The 17,962-nt window shown below is 65.9% G+C and carries 11 protein-coding genes and 1 pseudogene; 7 read left to right on the top strand and 5 right to left on the bottom strand.

Annotation, left to right across the window (positions count from 1 at the left end):
* Positions 1-6 precede the first annotated feature (6 nt).
* Positions 7-1,053 carry a polysaccharide pyruvyl transferase family protein gene (locus tag WFI00_RS06750; RefSeq protein WP_336631566.1) on the bottom strand — a complete coding sequence of 349 codons (1,047 nt, stop codon included), beginning with the start codon at positions 1,051-1,053 and terminating at the stop codon, positions 7-9.
* A gap of 24 nt (positions 1,054-1,077) precedes the next feature.
* Here WFI00_RS06750 and WFI00_RS06755 point away from each other — a divergent pair, with 24 nt between their 5' ends.
* Positions 1,078-2,094, top strand: coding sequence for a hypothetical protein (locus WFI00_RS06755; RefSeq protein WP_336631567.1), 1,017 nt, complete (start codon positions 1,078-1,080; stop codon positions 2,092-2,094).
* A 154-nt stretch (positions 2,095-2,248) separates the two neighbouring features.
* Positions 2,249-3,092: pseudogene (locus WFI00_RS06760) on the top strand (IS481 family transposase); the annotation flags it as partial.
* Here the strand turns inward: WFI00_RS06760 and WFI00_RS06765 are convergent.
* On the bottom strand, positions 3,073-3,525 hold the full coding sequence (locus tag WFI00_RS06765; protein ID WP_336631568.1) for an acyltransferase: 453 nt from the start codon (positions 3,523-3,525) through the stop codon (positions 3,073-3,075). The pseudogene WFI00_RS06760 and the gene WFI00_RS06765 sit on opposite strands and share 20 nt — an antisense overlap.
* 247 nt (positions 3,526-3,772) lie before the next feature.
* Here WFI00_RS06765 and WFI00_RS06770 point away from each other — a divergent pair, with 247 nt between their 5' ends.
* Together WFI00_RS06770 and WFI00_RS06775 are read left to right on the top strand one after the other, a co-directional pair.
* Positions 3,773-6,538, top strand: coding sequence for a glycosyltransferase (locus WFI00_RS06770; protein ID WP_336631569.1), 2,766 nt, complete (start codon positions 3,773-3,775; stop codon positions 6,536-6,538).
* Between the two features lie 194 nt (positions 6,539-6,732).
* Positions 6,733-8,229, top strand: a complete 1,497-nt coding sequence (locus tag WFI00_RS06775; RefSeq protein ID WP_336631570.1) for an InlB B-repeat-containing protein — start codon at positions 6,733-6,735, stop codon at positions 8,227-8,229.
* Between the two features lie 56 nt (positions 8,230-8,285).
* Here the strand turns inward: WFI00_RS06775 and WFI00_RS06780 are convergent, their stop codons facing one another.
* The gene (locus tag WFI00_RS06780) at positions 8,286-9,173 is read right to left on the bottom strand and encodes a hypothetical protein (protein WP_336631571.1); all 888 of its coding nucleotides are present in this window, start codon (positions 9,171-9,173) and stop codon (positions 8,286-8,288) included.
* A 327-nt stretch (positions 9,174-9,500) separates the two neighbouring features.
* Here WFI00_RS06780 and WFI00_RS06785 point away from each other — a divergent pair, with 327 nt between their 5' ends.
* Positions 9,501-10,394 carry a hypothetical protein gene (locus tag WFI00_RS06785; RefSeq protein ID WP_336631572.1) on the top strand — a complete coding sequence of 298 codons (894 nt, stop codon included), beginning with the start codon at positions 9,501-9,503 and terminating at the stop codon, positions 10,392-10,394.
* A 26-nt stretch (positions 10,395-10,420) separates the two neighbouring features.
* On the opposite strand, the gene WFI00_RS06790 is transcribed toward WFI00_RS06785, so the two are convergent.
* On the bottom strand, positions 10,421-12,799 hold the full coding sequence (locus WFI00_RS06790; protein WP_336631573.1) for a glycosyltransferase: 2,379 nt from the start codon (positions 12,797-12,799) through the stop codon (positions 10,421-10,423).
* Positions 12,800-13,011: 212 nt separating this feature from the next.
* Between WFI00_RS06790 and WFI00_RS06795 the strand changes: the two genes are divergently transcribed.
* Both WFI00_RS06795 and WFI00_RS06800 read left to right on the top strand, forming a co-directional pair.
* On the top strand, positions 13,012-13,863 hold the full coding sequence (locus WFI00_RS06795) for an ABC transporter permease (protein WP_336631574.1): 852 nt from the start codon (positions 13,012-13,014) through the stop codon (positions 13,861-13,863).
* Between the two features lie 61 nt (positions 13,864-13,924).
* Positions 13,925-15,568 carry an ABC transporter ATP-binding protein gene (locus WFI00_RS06800; RefSeq protein WP_336631575.1) on the top strand — a complete coding sequence of 548 codons (1,644 nt, stop codon included), beginning with the start codon at positions 13,925-13,927 and terminating at the stop codon, positions 15,566-15,568.
* A gap of 15 nt (positions 15,569-15,583) precedes the next feature.
* Here the strand turns inward: WFI00_RS06800 and WFI00_RS06805 are convergent, their stop codons facing one another.
* Positions 15,584-17,914, bottom strand: coding sequence for a glycosyltransferase (locus WFI00_RS06805; RefSeq protein WP_336631576.1), 2,331 nt, complete (start codon positions 17,912-17,914; stop codon positions 15,584-15,586).
* Positions 17,915-17,962 lie beyond the last annotated feature (48 nt).

A 17,962-nucleotide genomic window follows, 5' to 3' on the forward strand; every position in this document is an offset into this window, starting at 1 on the left:
GCGGCTTCAGGCGGTGTCCATCACCTCATGAATGCGAGTCGTCAAACCTGAAATCCTCCGACGCGCGTCTTCGACGGCGGGAGCGAGTCGATCCAGGTGGTCGTTCAACCGGGCCGAGAAACCCGGAAGCTCGTCGTATCGCCCCACAAGGTCACCCAGCCCGGCAGTGGCCAGCAGGCGATGGATCTTCTGGGGGTCACCGGCGGAGCCGATGGGATACGCGCCTTCGCTTGCGGCGATGATCAGTCCGTGCGCGCGGTCGCTCACCACGACCCGTGACTGGCCGAAGATCCTCCGTGCATACCGGTCCAGAGCAGCATGATCCATGCTCCTCGGCATGAGGTACTCGCCGCCGAGCTCCTTCGCGAGGCGCACCGCGCGCGGGGCGTCGCGGGCGACCTGAGCGACCGTGACGATTCGAGTCGATGTCTGCGCAGCAAGCGCGCGCACAGCCTCGATCCACTCGGCGCCGGGCCACGGGCGATCGAAGCGCAAGGTGACCGCGAGCAGCGGCCGGGCATCGGCGGACGCCCAATCGGAGGTCGAGGTTCCGAGCGAGTACGCCCAGTCAGGCGTGACGTCGCCGAACCCCGCAGCGTGTCGGGACAGCTCATCACGCCACGAGATGACGGCGGCTTCTCTCAGCACCGAGTCGAACTCGACCACGCTAGCCTTCGAAGGGTCCTTCATCCCGAATCCGGCGGCGACGAACGGGGCGCCGGCGTCGACGACGCGTCGCAGTTCCTCGGTGCGGCGGACGTTCGGGAACAGTCCCGCGGGCGGGTTGATCTCGCCTGCGTTGAAGAAGTGGACGGGGCGTCGTCCCGCTTCGCCGGCCGCCAGCCACTCGGCTCGGGCCGTGTAGACCCGATCGCTCCTCGTCAGCGCGAAGCCGGATTCATAGTCCGGCGTGGACGCGCCGAAATAGATGTGGACGCGACGCCCGGGACCTCGCAGAGCATTCAGATACGCCAGCCGGAGCGCGGAGTCACCGAGGTTGTCATCCTGGCCCGCCAGATGGATGAAGAGGTCCTGGACTCTGCTCGTGCTCATCGCGGCCAAGCATATAGTTGTCGGGTGTCCCTCGCGAACTCACGTGATGCCGAAGTCCGCTCACCCGTGCGGGTAGTCATAGACCACAGGCCTCCGCAGCCCAACGTCAGCTACATCGACCAGATCATCGGCGAGAACGTCGACGGCGTCGAGTTCTCCTACTTCACTGGAACGCTCCGTGACGCGACGGACGGTGTCGTGCACGTGCTGCAACCGTTCCGGCTCGTCGGAGGGCGCGGTTCGGCGCCCGCGGGGCGCGATGCGGAAGCGCAGCGCCTCGTCGGCACGCTGCGCGATCGAGGCATTCCGCTCGTGCAGACGCTGTACGGGAACCATCAGGGTGCCGGGACGGCATGGCGCCAGACACTCGACGACGCCACCACGACTTTCATCGCCGTGGACGAACTCACTCAGACTCCGGACGCCGAGCGCACGACGGTGATTCCGTACGCCCACTACCGGGAACGGTTCGTCGGGTATCCGACCTCGGAGCGCGTCGCCGGAAGAATCCTCTGCATCTCGCCGAGCCGGCTGGTCAAAGTCGCCGCGGGGCCGCTGAAGGTCTTTCCGCTGACCAACACTCCCGGGCTCACGTTGAGAGTGGTCGGCGAGTCTCACGCGGCGCTCGCTGACCTCATTCCGCGTGTGCTCGCGCGCCACGCCGAGACCGTGTCGGTGCTCCTCGGATTGGTCTCGGACGCCACCATGGTCGCCGAGATCAGCGCCGCAGAGCTCGTCATGCTGCCCGACCTCGAATCGCTGCCGGACCTGAGTCTCCTTCTCCTCGCTCTGAGTCTCGATCGTCCCGTCCTCCTGCCGGACAGCGAGGCCACCCGCAGGATCTCTGAGGAAGTCGGTCCCGGATGGATCCATCACCACCCGGGCGCGGTCACGGCGGAGTTCCTGGACGAGATCATCGAAACCGTGCGTACCTCGGATCGAGCTGAGCGCCCGAACCTCGATGCACGGGCGCCTGAAGAGGTGGCCGCCGCGTACGCGTCGGCGTATCGAGCGGCAGTGCGGAACGCCCCGCAGGCCTGAAGGCCGCTCCAGATCGTCAGCCCTGATGCCCCGCCCTAGTTGTGATGTCCAGGGACATTGTTGCGTGAATCGCGTGTGATTCGCGGACGGGTGAAGGCCTCCCGTTGTGAGAGTGGAGCTGTCTAGGAACCGCTCACGCACTCAGGGGGCCTTCGTGTCCCACGCTAATGCTGCTCTGACGCCACGCGCTCGACTTCGGTTGGTGCGGCTCGTCGTCGATGATCGGTGGCCAGTGAGGGTTGCGGCCAAGATGTTCATGGTCTCGCCCGTGACCGCCCGCATGTGGGCGGCGCGTTACCGGGCTGAGGGCGCCGCGGGTGTGGCGGATCGGTCCAGTCGACCGCGGGCGATGCCGACCAGAACGCCGCCGGAGGTCGTCAAACGCATCGTCCGGCTGCGGTGGCGGCGACGGCTCGGACCCGTGCAGATCGGCGGCGAACTGGGCGTGCCGGCATCGACGGTTCACGCCGTGCTCGTGCGCGCTCGGATCAACCGGCTCAGCCATATCGACCGCGTCAGCGGCGAGCCGATCCGACGCTACGAACACCCGCACCCGGGATCACTGATCCACGTGGACGTCACCACGTTCGGCAACATCCCCGGCGGCGGCGGACACAAGTTCCTCAGCCGTCAGCAGAGCAAAGCCAACGCCCGCGACCAAGCCGTCCGGACAGGAGAACGCGGCCGTGAATACCGCCCGCTCATCGGCACCGCGTTCCTGCACACCGTGATCGACGACCATTCCCGCGTCGCCTACATCGAGATCTGCCCTGATGAGAAGGCCGTCACCGCGATCGGCGTGCTCGAACGCGCAGTCAGCTGGTTCGCGGAACGCGGCGTCACCGTCGAGCGCGTGCTCTCCGACAACGGGTCGGCCTACCGATCCCACGCCTGGCGAGACGCGTGCACCCAGCTCGGGATCCGCCACAAACGAACCCGCCCCTACCGGCCACAGACCAACGGGAAGGGACATCACACCTAGTCGAGCGTGCGCAGGACGCGAGCGGGCACGCCCCCGACGAGCGTGTTGTCGGAGACATCGCCCGTGACGATCGCGCCCGCCGCGACGATGCAGCCCTTGCCGATCGTGACGCCGCCGAGGACGGTGACCGAGGCACCGATCCACGTGCCGTCCCCGATGACGATCGGGTCGAAGCGGGACTTTCCTGCGCGCTTGTGTGCGGGGCCCACCTCATGCGTATCCGTGATGAGTCGCACGAACGGAGCGATCGCGACGTTGCTCCCGATCGTGGTGTGGGGGCGTATGTATGCGTCGCGGTTGATGAAGACGCGATCTCCGATGGTCACGGGGCCGAGGATCTCCGACCCGCGGAAGAAGTTCGCGTGATCACCGATCGTGATGTCCGCGTTCTCGCGGTGGAGCAGCTGAACGCTCCGGTGAATCCTCGGATTGTCGCCGACAACCAGCATCCTCTTCCATTCCGCGAGCGGGGGGAACTCGCGACGTCACACTAAGTCACGGGCGAAGTCGCGCACCAGCCCCTGGTCGCGAGGCCGCTGGGGTGCAATAATCGCAGCCGCTTCGAGGGCGACCTGCGGCGCTTCGTGACACCAATCGCGTAACACGGCGTGGCTATACTCTGTTCGTCACGGATCGGCCAGCACCGTGAGGCTGCTGTCGTTCGAGGCGATTCCCCCACCCCCGGATTGGACCCGTATGCTCTCCCCCCTGCCGTCGGCATCTGCTCGTGTCTCCATCATCATTCCGGTGTACAACGACGAGGACTGGGTCGCTGCGGCAATCGAGAGCTGCATGAGGCAGACGGTCACCGAGATCGAGATCATCTGCGTCGACGACGCGTCGACCGACCGTACGCGCGAGATCATCGACCAGTATCGAAACGTCGATCCACGGATCCGCCTCATCGCCCACGACCGCAATCGCTCCGCCTTCCAGTGTCGGAGACAGGGGGTCGTCGCCGCGACGGCGCCGTACGTCCTCTTCCTCGACGGCGACGACGAGTTGGCTCCCTACGCCGTGGAGAAGGTACTCCGCAAGGCAGCGACGTCGGACGCCGACCTGGTCGGGTTCGGTGTCGACGTGATCGCGAACGACGGTGGATCCGGCGGGCCCTTCCAGAAGCGACTGCAGCCCACTCATGAGCAGCTCGACGGTGAAGAGATCATCACGGGGCTCTTCCCTGTGGGAACGCCCGCTCGGGGCCAGATCTGGAGGTATCTGTTCGCGACCTCCCTGCTGCGGATCGCCTATGCGCAGCTCCCGGAGGATCTCGAGCTCTACCGCGCGAACGATCTGCCCATCGCCTACCTCGCGATATCGGCTGCACAGCGGTACGTTTCCATCCCCACTCGTCTCTACCGCTACTACTTCGGGCGCGGAAGCAGTGGCCAGCGCATCGAGGATCCGGCGCAGTTCAGCTTCTATCTCAGTGCGGTCGATTCGATCGACAGCATCGCCCCCGCGATCCGCGACAGGGCGCGGAAGCATCCCGACCCCGACCATCTGATCGACGCCTATGCATCGGCACGGCTCTCTGTCATCGGAAACCTCCTCAACTACCTGCTGGGCGCTGCGGAAGGGGAGCTCCGCAAGGAGTGCCTGGAGCTGCTGCAGGCCCGCGTCTCCGAGGAAGACATCGTGCTGGCGGCGACGGGGTTCTGTCCTGCTGCGATTCCATTCCTCGCGAAGGAGGGAGGTCGGGTCGAGCTCGGCGCCCGCCCGGTCCGGAGCGTGCTGTTGACGACGCGAACGCTCACCACGGGAGGCGTATCCGGCGTGGTGCTTTCGCAAGCGCACTATCTGATGGATGCCGGATACGAGGTCACCATCGCGGCGCGGCGGCCCGGGAGCTCTCTCGATGCGGTGCCGCGCGGCGCGAAGTTCGTCGAGGTCAAGCCTGGTGGCCTCCTGAGTCAGGCGATGCAGTGGAGTGAGATCTGCCGGCGCGAGTCGATCGACGTCGTGATCGACCATCAGATCCTCTACAGCCGCGACTGGCCGGTGTACGCGCTGGTCGCCCGTGCCCTCGGCGCCCCGACCATCGGCTGGATCCACAACTTCGCCGGACGGCCCATCTATGATCTCAACGACCTGACGTCTCTGATGACGAGCCATCTCGGAGCGCTTGCCGAGCTTGTCACACTGTCGCCGCTCGATGTCGCGTTCTGGAAGCTACGGGGCATTCCGCATGTCTCGTATCTCCCCAACCCGGCGTCGCCGATGATCCTTGAGGCCCCGATCGACGACATCGAGAAGCCGGCTCCCACAGGACGCGCGATCAACCTGCTGTGGTGGGGACGGTTGGAGCAGCACACCAAGCAGGTGCGTCAGCTCGTGCTCGTCGCAGCAGAACTGCAGAAGATGGGTATCGACTTCCAGCTCGACATCATCGGTCCGGGTTGGCAGGGAATGACGCCTCAGATGCTGGAGGCAGAGGCCCATCAGAGAGGGCTCGCGGGCCACGTGAGAGTCCGGGGCCCGCTGTATGGCGACGACCTGATCTCCGCGATCGACGCGGCCGACATCTTCGTCAACACGAGCGTTATCGAGGGATATCCGCTCACGATCCTCGAGGCACAGGCCAGGGGTCTGCCGGTCGTCATGTACGAACTGCCGTGGCTTGCGCTGGCCGAAGGGAACGGCGGTATCGTCACGGTCCCGCAGACCGCGTCGGCCGCTCTGGCGCGCGCCGTCGTCGCCATCAGCGAGAGCCCCGAGCGCTATACGGAGCTGTCGAGAGCCTCCCTCGAGGCGGCTCAGCGCACTCGGGAGTTCGACTTCGCCCAGGTGTATCGCGATCTTGTCGGGGGCGAACTCTCGGCGGAGTTCTCGCCGGACCCGACGATCGCGGATGCGAAGAAGCTGATCGACCTCCTGGTCTTCTTCGCCGAGCGCCACGCCGGCACCCGCGCCGGCGACACCAAAGCCGCCGCCGCACCCAAGAAGCCGGCCGCGAGTCGACAGTCCACTGCAAAAGCGCCTGTCGCTCCCACGCCGGCAGGGTCGGGACCCACGCCGGCGCGCGCGAAAGCACGGGTCGCCGCGTCTGCGGCACAGCCTCCTGTCGATGCAGAGGCAGCGGCTCGGATTCGTGCCAAGCAGCGCATGCAGGCGCGCGCTGCCGCGGCTGTCCAGGAGCAGGAATCCGCGGATGCCGAGGCCGCCGTGCGGGCCCGCGCCCGAGCACGGAAGGCTCGAGCAGCGGCCGCAGCCGCGGCTGCCGCGGACTCGGCTATGCAGGCTCGAGCGCGCGCGAAGCGGCGGGCAAAAGCGCGCGCCGCAGCATCCGCGGCTGATTCGGACCCTGCGCCACCCGCTCGTCGTTCCGCTCCGGATTCTTCGCAGGGTCGTCCACACGTGATCGCCCGCGGGATGCGCCCGATCGGACGACTGGTCCTGATCGTGGTTCCGGCGCTGCGTCCGACCGTGCATAAGTACAGAACGCGGAGAAGCTCTATGTGAGAGCGCGCTCCGGACGACACATGGGCGGGTCTCCTGCGGGCATCATTTGGATAGAGTCGGATTCAGAGGGACATCTGCGTTCCGGGGATCGACGTTCGTCGCGTTGCAGACCTGGCGGCTGAGTCCTCGCAACCGCACGTCGACGCGCGGGAATCAGTGACGAGGAGGAAGCGCTGTTGGCGAAGAATTTTGCTGTGTCCGTTTTTGCAGATGACGCTGAGCGGAGAAGCCGCCTGGTCTCTTCACGCCGTGGTGTGCTGAAGCATCGCGCGACTCAAGAGGTCGAGGGAGGGATGGTCCTTCCGCTGCGTAGAAGTCGCGACGGATTCCATTGGTGGGAGGGCGGCGTTCTGGATGCACGGGGTGACTTCGTTGCTGGCCATTACTACGATCCCACCCGATCTCATAATCGCAACATCATCGCCGGTTACGAGGTGGACGCTGATATTCCTCACGTGCATGAGACCGTTATATACGGCGGCGGAAGTGGTACGAGCCATTTTGGGCACTTCCTCGCCGAGACTCTGTCGCGCCTCTGGTGGTTCGTCGAGAACTACAAGGACTCATCTCGCCTTGTGCTGAATACGCAGGGATTCTCCCTGGACCATTATTTGCTTGAACTCGTCACCCGGGTCGGAATTGCGAAGGAACGGATCATCTTCCTTTCGCAACCCACACGGTTCGACCGCGTTCTTATTCCTGACCAGGCTTTTTTTCTGGGAAGTGGCGAGTTTGATCCCATCGCTTTCAGGCTCATCTTCGATGCGATTCGCGATAGCGTTCCCCGTGGCGGGGTGGAACGCCTGTACTTCACTCGCACGGGGTTCCGTGACTCCCACAACACGACGAAGCTGCGCGAGCTGAACGAAGAGATGCTGGAGGATTTCTACCGATCTCAGGGCTACGAGATCATCTCACCAGAGAGATTGGCGCTGTCGGAGCAGATCTCGCTGGTCGCCGGCGCGGGTAGTTTTGCGTCCACCGGCGGCACGCTTTCGCACCTGGTCCTGTTCAGCCCCAACAGGGTGCAGCAGGACGTGATTCTCCGCAACTCACGAAGCTTCCGATTGCATGGACAATGGGGAATGAGTCAGATGCGCGAGGCGTCGCTGAGTGTCGTCGACCCCACCCTGCAGATGCTGCCCAGCTCTCATTGGGTAGGAGTCGTCTCGTACGCTGCGAACCAGCACTGGCTCGACTTCATCGCGGATCGCTATGACGTCCACGATCTGCCCGAGCCTGGAAGCGATCGTCTGATCGAACTGATTCGGAGTTGGACAGACCTACTCGCGAGCGCCACGTCGAGAGACCTCAACCTGTACCCCGGTTGGACGGTGGCGGACTTCGTCGCGAATTTCTACAAGGCCTTCCATGACGAGCCGATCGACGCCGACGCGATGGGGCGATTGGTCCAGAGGTTCGGGACCTATTCCACCTCGAGTGCGCAGGGTGACGTGACGGTGACTTTCAGCAGCGGAGAGGGTTCAATCCACTCTTCGCAGAAGGTGCCCTACGGGACCCAGGTAGTCGAACCGGCGCCGCCGACGAGAGCTGGATTCGAGTTCCGCGGGTGGCACACCTCGCCACGCCTGAAGACGCTCTTCGACTTCTCCGCACCGGTGACCGGTGACAAGACCCTTCATGCCAAGTGGCGTCGAGTATTCTCTGGATGGACCGGCTCGGGGCGGTGAATGCCGCTCTGCTCAAGGGGTCTGAGCGGAGCGCAGGCGTCACCCGCTGACTCTGCCTATCGAAGGCGATCGTATGACGCAGCGCGAAAAACGGCGGCATACGCAGCCGTCGTCTCCCTCAGGTCACGTCCGTGCAGATCTGGGTGCGACGTGCGCTTACCGGACCGACCGGCGGTGAGCGCAACGTCGATGTCCTTCGCAGTGATCGGGCCGTCGGTGAGGTGAACCCAACCCGCCCCGACCTCCCTCGCCAGCGCTGCCATTGCAGGCGTTCGGGGAGTGATCACAGGGCGGTCCAGGGAGAGTGCCAGATAGACCAGCTGTCGCTCTTCGGGTGAATCGGAGTGAGGAACGGCGACGAGCTCCGCAGCGCTGATCTCCTGAACCTGCGCGCCATCGGACAGCTGCTCCAAGCGCGCGCTCACGGTCGACGCGTGACGGGCGATGGCGGAGCGCACGTGCGGCTCGAGAGCGCGAGAGGCGCGGCCCGCGAGCCGCAGCGTCACACCAGGGGTCGACGTCACGCGCACGACGCCGAGCAGTTGACGCGTCCCCGACGGGAGGTATCCCGGGCTCAGGCAGAGAATCCGGCCCTCGATCTGCTCGCTCCGGGGGTAACCGATGTACCGCTCGCTGAAGCTGGCGTGAGGAATGCGCGTTGTACGCGAGGGGTTCGGGGTGACGATGGAGTCGTCGAGAGTGATGAAAGCTCTCGTGGCTCGATCGAGGACACGACGAGCGACGCGCTCGGCCACGTGCCCGGCTTCAGGCTCAGTCCCACCGAAGACGGTGCGCACGAGCGCGATGCGATGGCGACGAAGGTTCCGAGTGAATACCAGCGTCGCGAGCAACCGTTGGAATCCCTTCGCATCGCGGGTGCCGAGGAGGACGTCAAGCGAGGAGTCGGCAACGTGCGCGACGTCGACGTCGAACTTCGTGAGCACGCCTTGCGAGTAGCGGAACTCGATGTCCGGTTCGGAGCCGGCGACCTGGTCAATGTAGCGGAGGACAGGCGCCGGAGGGCGGTGTGTCTCGTGGACGCGGAGACTCCGCGTACGGTCGACGGAGTGATTAGGGCGGCGCACATCCCCATACTAAGTTGGTGAGGACGAGGGGATCGACAAATGCAACATGTCTTCGTGCACCCGGGCGGACAAGATGACAACCTGGGCGACTCAGTTCTCCGCGTAGGACTGCTTCGTGCGCTGAGCGGGGCGGACACGCGGCTCCACGTCCACTTGGACGGACAGTCCAGTGACTACCTTTCCGCAATGCCGCTCAGCGGAAGCGATGTGCTGTACCCCGTGCGAGGCGACTGGCTCAAAGCGAGCAGGCAGAAGCGCGGCGCTGTATATGTGCTGAACGCCGGCGAGATCAATCCGCCGAGCGGTATGCCGTATCCGCACCCTCGCCGAGCCGGTGAGTTGCGAGCCGTGACCCGGCGCGACGGAGTCGTGATCGCCGCCGGAATCGGATTGAAGGACCCATCGGTCGCCGCGTCCGTGCGTTTCGACCCGGCCATGCGCGATGCTGCTGTCGTCTCGTGGCGGGACAAGGGGTCTCGGGATGCGGCCGGATTCGGTGACGTCGCACCGGATTGGGCTTTCAGCCTGGGAAGCGGGCCGGCGACCTGGGTGGAGAGGGGTGCTCGCGAGCTGATCGCGGTCACGCTGCGATTCGATCGCCCGTATCCCGGGCCCGGGTGGATGAGTGCCGTGCGTGCCCTGGCAGCGCGATTGGATGCTCGCATCGTGACGGTTGCCCAGGTGGCTCGTGATGCGCCGTGCGCTGTGCGTCTCGCCGAAGATCTCGAGGGTGAGTACCTCGTTGCCCCCAGTACGCGGCATGCCGATCTGGATGCGCACGTCAGGGCCGTCTACGCTCGGTCCATCGCGGTGGTCAGCGACCGGGCTCACGCACTCATCATGGGCGCGACAGAGGGCGCGTATCCGATCGGGAGCGCGGCCGATCCGCAGAAGATCATTCGGTTGCTCGACGCGGTCGGTATCGGCGCGCTCACCGGCCATCACGATGCTCTGTCGGAGCGCGTCGAGCGTCTCGACGAGGAGCTTCCCTTGCTCGGCCAGCGCATCGAGACAGCGCGCGAGGATCTGAGCGAGTTGACCACTCGGATCCGCGGCGTGATCGCGCACGGCGGTTCCTGACCGGACACGGCGGCGCGGATCCCGCGTCAGCGTCGACGCACGAGCCTCACCTTCACCCGATGAGCTATCGGTCGAAGGCCGGGGGCGAGCTGAAGCACAGTCTTGCCGAGTGGAGTCGCCGCTCGCCACGCGCGATGGCCGAGGGATGCGCCCTGCGGTGCGCCCACCGTCGACGGCTTTCCTTTCGTCGCTCGACGGGCCTCACGGCGGGCTCCTGCGACAGCCGTTCGCGTCCCCGCGTTCCGCTCTGCATAGAAGATCGTCAGGTCCAGCAGCTGCTGGGCATCCGCCATCGTCGGCTCGGGAGAGAACTCCGCGGGCAGCGTTCCTGTGACGACCTGCTCGTAGAGCCGGGCGAAATCGTAGGAGAGGGCGCGCGCAGCCCCATCGATCGCTGCCCGTGACAGCTCGCCGTATCGCTCGGGCGATTCGGCAACGGTGGCGATCTGCTCAGCCAGCGAGGCTGCGTCGCCCTGCGCGGACGTGACGACTCCCTCGTTGTCCTGAACGACGGTCAGCCAGGGCAGGTCATACATGAAGACGGGGAGCCCACGCGATTGCGCTTCGGCGATCGTGAGTTGATAGCCCTCGATGACGCTCGTCGAAACGAACGCGTCCGCGTCGTCGATCGCGGCGATCAACTGGGCCCCGCGACGCTCACCGATAGCGCGGACCTTGCCCGCAAGACCCCGGGACTGTGCGAGGGCGTTGAACCGATCCGGGGTCCATTCGCCCCATCCCGGACCGATGACGGTGAGCGAGAAGTCCACGGAGAGCTTTCGAAGCTCATCTGCCACTTCGATGAGTTGGCTCACCTGTTTCGTATGCTCATCGAAGCGCCCCCACCAGACGAGGCGGAGAGGTCCGTCCGTGAGGGCTTTGGGTTCCACCACGCCAGCAGACTCGATCAGCATGGGCGACGGAGGGTTGGGCACGAACGCGCTGTGCTCGGCGCCTCTCAGCTTCCAGAACGACACGTCCAGCGGCGACAGAGTGATGATCATCTCGAGCAGCGGGGCGTTCTCCTTCAGCACCGCGTGCAGGCCATTGAGGTCGTAGATCGGCCGTGCGGCGAAGTTGTGAAGCCAGGCGATCGTCGCGACGCCCACGCCGCGGGCGACCAGCGCGTACTCGGGCCAATCCTTGCTGTAGAGCACTTGGTGGTCGATGATGACGTCGATCGCCTGCGCGCGACAGATCTCGGCCCACTCCATAAGGCGTTCCGGCAGCCCGCGACCCACCATTTCGATGAATGTGGCGCCGGGCGGGACGATGCTCGGGTCGCTCCCGTAGCGCCGAGCGACGATCGTCACCTGATATCCGGCGCGCATCAGGTAGTCGGCCTGAGCGAGCAGAACGCTCGATACGCCTCCCGTGGTCAGGATCCGCGTGGTGAGCAGAACGCTCCGCGTCCGGTCTGCGTCCAGACCCACCGGCTTGCTGTGGTGCTTCAGCGCCACGAGCGAGTCCGGATAGAACCTGGTCGCGGCCACGACGAGATCAGTGGCCGACGCGCACGTGTCCAGGTGTTCGAGCACCTGCTCTCTGAGATCGGAGCGGGTGTGCTTGAGAAGATAAGAGCAGACATACCCGATGATCGACAGCCGGACGGACTCGTAGCTGTCGAGGATCTTGCTGGGGTCCGCGGTCGTTCTGGCGATCGACTCCACCGCCGGCGCGATGCTGTCGACCGAGCGAATGGCCTCGGCATAGAACTCCGCCTGCTCGATCGTGTCGACGAGCTGACCGCTGCCGCCTCGTCCGTAGTAGTAGCGGTACAAGCGCTCCTTGATCGACACGTACTTTTGTGCCAAGGCCGCGACGAGGTAGAGCAGCGGCAGATCATTGACACGCGGCAGCACGAGATCCTCCGGCACGAGGTCATAGGCCGCCCGCAAGATCTCTGTTCGGAAAAGGTACCGCCAGAGCTGTCCCTGTGCGGGTTTGTCGAGAGGGAAGAGTCCCTCCAGAACCTGGCCGCCCGTCAGCGACGCATGCTTCGGGTTGAGTCGGTTCTGGTATCCGCCGACGACGGCGCCGTCCTGATTGATGACCTCGATCGCGAATCCGACGAGATCGGCCTGATGCCGCTGCGCGGCGGCGACCGAGGTCTCGGCGGCGTGCGGAAGGAGCTCGTCGTCACCGTCGACGAAGAGCACATACTCACCGCGTGCGCCGAAGATGCCCGCACGGCGCGCCTGGAAGGCCGACAGGTTCTGGGGCTGACGGATCAGTCGGACGCGCGGGTCACGCGCGCAGAAACCCTCGATGATCTCCGCTGTGCGGTCGGTGGAAGCATCGTCCACCACGATGACCTCGACGTCTGTCATTGTCTGCGCGAGGCAGCTGGCAAGCGCTGCGGCGACGGTCTCCTCGTCATCGAACACGGGGATGACGATCGACACGAGCGGTGCGGGTGACATCTGTGACTCCAGGTAGGCAGGTACGCGGCGGGATGCCGGTCGAGGATCGGTGGCAGACTCTCCACAATCCTAGGTCGTGCAACACTCTCGTAACGTCGCTCACTTCAGCCTCACGGTATGATCGGTGAGGGTTCGTGCGTAGGCGGCATCGTTCTTCGAAGTAGGCGGCAGTAGGGAAAGGGATCAGGTTCTCCATGGAGGCACGGCTTGAGCTGCCCGTGGATGGTCTCTTCGAGGTCGGGCTCCGCCCGCCATTGCGCCCTTACCTGGCGGAGGCTTGGCGGCGGCGGCAGTTCGCCTTCACGCTGGCTGCGTATCGCCTCGTCGGTGAGCTGCTCCGGAACAGACTCGGAGTGTTGTGGCTCGTCCTCAAGCCCATGTTCACGGCTCTGATCTACGGGACGATCTTCGGTCTGCTCCTGTCCAGCGCCGCCCGGCCTGCTGATTTCGTCCCGTACCTGTTGACGGGGGTCTTCATCTTCTCGTTCTTCACCGGGTGTTTCGGCGGGGGGGCTCGGGCGATCACCGGGAACTCGCGCCTGGTGCAGAGTCTCGGGTTCCCTCGAATCCTGTTGCCCGTCTCGGTCGTGATCGATCAGACGCTGCGGATCATCCCGATCGTGGTCCTGCTCTGCATCCTGCTGCTGGTGTTCGGCGTGCCCATCAGCTGGTCGTGGCTGCTTGTGATTCCGATCCTCGCCATGATGGCTGTCTTCAACCTGGGTGTCGCCCTCATCGTGGCTCGGATGTCGGTGTGGGCGCGCGACGTGCAGCAGTTCATCCCGATCATCAACCGTGTGCTGTTCTATGTGAGCGCCATCTTCTTCCAGGTCGACAAGGTCTTCGCGGACAAGCCGGTGTTGCTGACGATCGCGCACCTCGTGCCGACGTATGACTTCATCGCGATGGTGCGCGGCGTGATGCTCGTGGACCATCCCACACCGACTCTCGCACTCATCGCCGCCCCGATATGGACGGTGCTCGTGATCGTCGTCGGTGTCATCTACTTCTGGCGAGCGGAGGCGAAGTATGGTCTCAGCGACTGAACTGATGCTGCCCGATTCAGAGCACGAGGTGCCCCCCCGGCCCCCGAGGCCGATGATCGTCGTGGACGATGCGCACGTGTCCTACCGCGTCTACGCCTCGGGCAAGCGCATGAGCGCGCGCGACAGTCTGCTGAACCTGCAGGCTCTGCGCGGCGGACGCGAGCTCCACACTGTCCCCGCTCTCCGAGGGGTGTCCTTCACGGCCTCCGAAGGTGAGACCATCGGAGTGATCGGCCACAACGGGTCCGGAAAGTCGACCCTGTTCCGTGCCATCAGCGGACTCATCCCGACGGCCCAGGGGGCCATCTGGGCGGCCGACCGCCCCGTCCTGCTGGGCGTCAATGCGGCGCTCGTGCCCGAGCTCTCCGGTGAGAACAACATCAAGCTCGGCCTACTGGCTATGGGCTTCACGGCCGAGGAAGCCGCAGCGCAGGTCGCTGAGATCGCTGATTTCGCCGAGCTGAACGAGTTTCTGTATCACCCGATGCGCACGTACTCATCAGGGATGGGAGCGCGGCTGCGATTCGCTATCGCATCCGCCAAGACCCATTCCGTGTTGCTCATCGACGAGGCCCTGTCGGTGGGAGACCGCCGATTCAAGATGAAGAGCGAGCGGCGCATCCGTGACTTGCGCGATTCCGCGGGCGTGGTGATGATCGTGAGTCACTCGGTCGGGTCGCTGAAGGACACGTGTGAGCGCGTGCTCTGGATCCACAAGGGGGAGTTGCGCGCTGATGGCCCCGCGGCCGAGGTCATCGACGACTACGTGAGGTGGACGAAGCAGCCGGGTGGTGCCGTGGGTGCTGCACCGGCGGTGAAGGCGAAGGCGCCGGCTCGTGCGACCAAGAAGCCCGCCGCACGTGTGACCGAAGTCGTGGGAGCAGCGGCGGACGTGCAGGCGAGCACGGCGGCAGGCAACCTCGAAGAGCAGCCGAAGACTGAAGTGCCAGTCCACACCGACTCGGCACGAACGATCGCCCGCCGCGACCGCTATCGGACCGCGACCCGGCAGCGCGACCGGCGGAGATTGGTGGCGGGAGTGATCACCGGAGCCGCGGTCGTGCTTGCGGTCGGCGCGGGCGCCGCTGTTGCTCTGCTGACCGGGCTCCCCACCCCTCCCGACCGCCCGGATCCGAAGGGTTCCTTCACCCCGGTGGAGCAGGTTCCCGCCGTCATCAGCAGCTTCGCGACGGGGACGCCCGTCGCCCAGTGCGCCTCGCCCGAGGGGCAGATTCCCGTGAGCCTCAACTGGGACGTCCGCGACGCCAAGCTGATCGCTCTCGCTGCCGGTCCCGCGCAGGTCGACGCTATCGATCAGCCGATGCAGACCACGCTGGCGGGTCTCGGCATCGACCACGTCGTGGCGTTCTCGTGCGCCGATGCGTCAACCGTGTACACGTTGACCGCCGAGGGAACCGACGGTTCGAGATCCAGTTCGACGGTCACCGTGACCCGCGCGCTGCCGACCACAGACGAGACCGATTCCGGTTCGGGCCGGACGGATACCGGTGAGACGGACGTCGAGGAGGCGGAGCCCGATACTCCTGTCGTCCCCAACCCCGCAATTCCCACCCCCGATCCGAGTCCGACCAACCCCGACCCGACGGAGACCCCGGACCCCCAGCCGACGCCCAACCCCACTCCCACACAGGCCGAGGAACCGGTGGACCCCACGACGGACGAGAGCGCGAGCACGACGCCCTGATCCGCAACGCTCTGGTCAGCGCGCGAGTAGCCATTTCTTGAGGCGATGCGCCAGAGGACGAAGGCCCGGCAGTCGTCGAAGCGTGGCGCGGCCAGCGGGGGACGCCGATTGCCAGAGCCGTGCGGCGATGGACGCGTCGCTGGTGGTCGATCGTCCGCGACGATGTGACTTCTCGGCGAAGAACGCCATCAGACCGAGCAGGCGGCTGGCATCGTCGAGCGACGGCTCGGGCGAGAACTCCGCGGGCAGCGATCCGGCGATGAGATCCTGATAGAGGTGCGCGAAGTCGTAGCCGGTGGCTTGCGCAGCGGCCTCGGTCGCGGCGCGGGAGAGCGCGAGGTAACGCTCGGGGTCGCGGGCGATGTCCGAGATGCGACGGGCGAGTCCCGCGGCGTCCCCCTGAGGCGCCGTGACGATCCCCTCGTTGCCCTGCACCAGTGTCAGCCACGGCAACTCATACATGTAGACCGGAAGACCCCGCGACTGCGCTTCAGCGATCGTGAGCTGATACCCCTCGATGATGCTCGTCGACACGAAGGCATCCGCGGCGTCTATGGCCTCGACCAGCTTCTGTCCGCGCAGTGCGCCGACGGCGGCGACCCGATCGCTCAGGCCGCGTCGTCGCGCACGCGCATTGAAGGTCTTGGCCGTCACGTCGTCCCAGTCGGGCCCGATCACGGTGAGTCGGAACTCACACCCGAGGCGACGCAGCTGGGCGGCCACCTCGATCAGCTCGAACACCTGCTTCGTGCGCTGCTCGAGGCGGCCCCACCACACGAGCTCGAGCCGACCCGACACTGCGCTCTTGTGTGCGGGATGCGCGAGTGCGTCGAGCATCAGGGGTGACGGGGGGTTGGGAAGGTACGCCGTCTGCGTCACACCGCGCAACCGGAAGTAGGCGACGTCGAGGGGAGACAGCACGATCAGCTGCGCCAACGTGGCGGCGCATCGCTCGATGAGAGTCAGGCGGTCGGTGCCGTCGTAGATGGGCCGGCCGACGAAGTTGTGCAACCAGCCGATCGTCGCCGCTCCTTCCGCCCGCGCCGTCAGAGCGAACTCCGGCCAGTGCGGCGTGTACAACACCTGGTGGTCGATGACGATGTCGACCTCGTGGGCGCGGCAGATCTCGCCCCATTCCTCGAGTCGATCCGCCAGCGAGCGTCCACGCAACTCGATGAACTCCGCGCCGGCGGGGACTGCGTCCCGGTCGCTGCCACCACCTCGTGCCACGATCGTGACGCGGTGGCCCGCTGCGCGTAGGTAACGGGCCTGTGAGGCCAGGACGGCTGACACCCCACCCGTACGCAGTGTCGACGTGGCGAGCAGGATGCTGCGCACTCGGCGATCGTCCATGCCCTGCCACGCGGTATGGAAGCGGAGCGTGCTGAGCGCCTCAGGGTAGAAGCGCGCGGCCGCACGCACGACGTCGGCAGCCGGAGCCACGGTGTGGAGGTGCGCCAGAGCATCGTCGAGCACCGCGCCGTCGCTCTTCTCCACGAGCTGGAAGCAGACGTAGCCGATGATCGACAGACGGACGGACTCGTACGAGGCCCGAAGGGTGTCCGCATCGGAGCGTTTCCGTGCGAGCTCGTCGATCGCGGGCCGGATGCTGTCGATCGACTCGATCGCCGATGCGTAGAAGACCGCGCGCTCGTGAGTGTCGACGCGGTGACCGCTGCCGCCGCGCCCGAAGTGGTAGCGGTAGAGACGGTCCTCGATCGAGACGTACCTGGTGGCGAGGGCCGCCACCAGGAACATCAGGGGCAGGTCGTTGACCCGGCCGAGAGTGAAGTCGCCGTCGAGGAGCGCGCAGGCATCACGGAGCACCTGGGTTCGGAACAGGTACCGCCACAGCTGTCCCTGAGCCGGCTTCCCCACCGGGAAGAGACCGGCCAGCACCCCTCCGTCGTCCAGCCGCCGGTGCATCGGCTGCAGCCGTCGCTCGTACGTGCTTCCCGAACGCCCATCGTGCTCGAGGACCGTCACGCCGAAGCCGACGAGGTCGGCGCCGGAGGTCTCCGCCGCAGCGAGTGCGCGCTGCGCGGCATCCGGGGCGAGCTCGTCGTCGCCGTCGAGGAACAGGACGTAATCGGCTCTGGCTGCGAGGATGCCGGTGCGTCGGGCCTCGAACGCCGAGCGGTTGCGGTCGTGCCGGAGCAGGCGCACGCGGTCATCGGAGGCCTGCATCTGCTCGATGACGCCGACAGTGCCGTCGGCGGAGCAGTCGTCGACGCAGATCACCTCGATCCGCACGATGGTCTGCGCGAGCGCGCTCTCGACCGCGGCGGCGACCGTCGCCTCGTCGTCGAACACCGGGACGATGATGGAGACAAGGGGTGCGGTCATCGGAACCGAGTCTATTCGCGCCGGCCGGCCCGGGCCCGGCTCCCCGGC

The sequence above is a fragment of the Microbacterium sp. MMO-56 genome (genome assembly GCF_037146215.1).
GTDB lineage: Bacteria > Actinomycetota > Actinomycetes > Actinomycetales > Microbacteriaceae > Microbacterium.

Excerpts from the sequence above, each read along its gene's own strand:
- WFI00_RS06785 (WP_336631572.1), top strand. The coding sequence starts at position 9,501 with ATGCCGCTCAGCGGAAGCGATGTGCTGTACCCCGTGCGAGGCGACTGG.
- WFI00_RS06795 (WP_336631574.1), top strand. The coding sequence starts at position 13,012 with ATGGAGGCACGGCTTGAGCTGCCCGTGGATGGTCTCTTCGAGGTCGGG.
- WFI00_RS06750 (WP_336631566.1), bottom strand. The coding sequence starts at position 1,053 with ATGAGCACGAGCAGAGTCCAGGACCTCTTCATCCATCTGGCGGGCCAG.
- WFI00_RS06765 (WP_336631568.1), bottom strand. The coding sequence starts at position 3,525 with ATGCTGGTTGTCGGCGACAATCCGAGGATTCACCGGAGCGTTCAGCTG.
- WFI00_RS06770 (WP_336631569.1), top strand. The coding sequence starts at position 3,773 with ATGCTCTCCCCCCTGCCGTCGGCATCTGCTCGTGTCTCCATCATCATT.
- WFI00_RS06805 (WP_336631576.1), bottom strand. The coding sequence starts at position 17,914 with ATGACCGCACCCCTTGTCTCCATCATCGTCCCGGTGTTCGACGACGAG.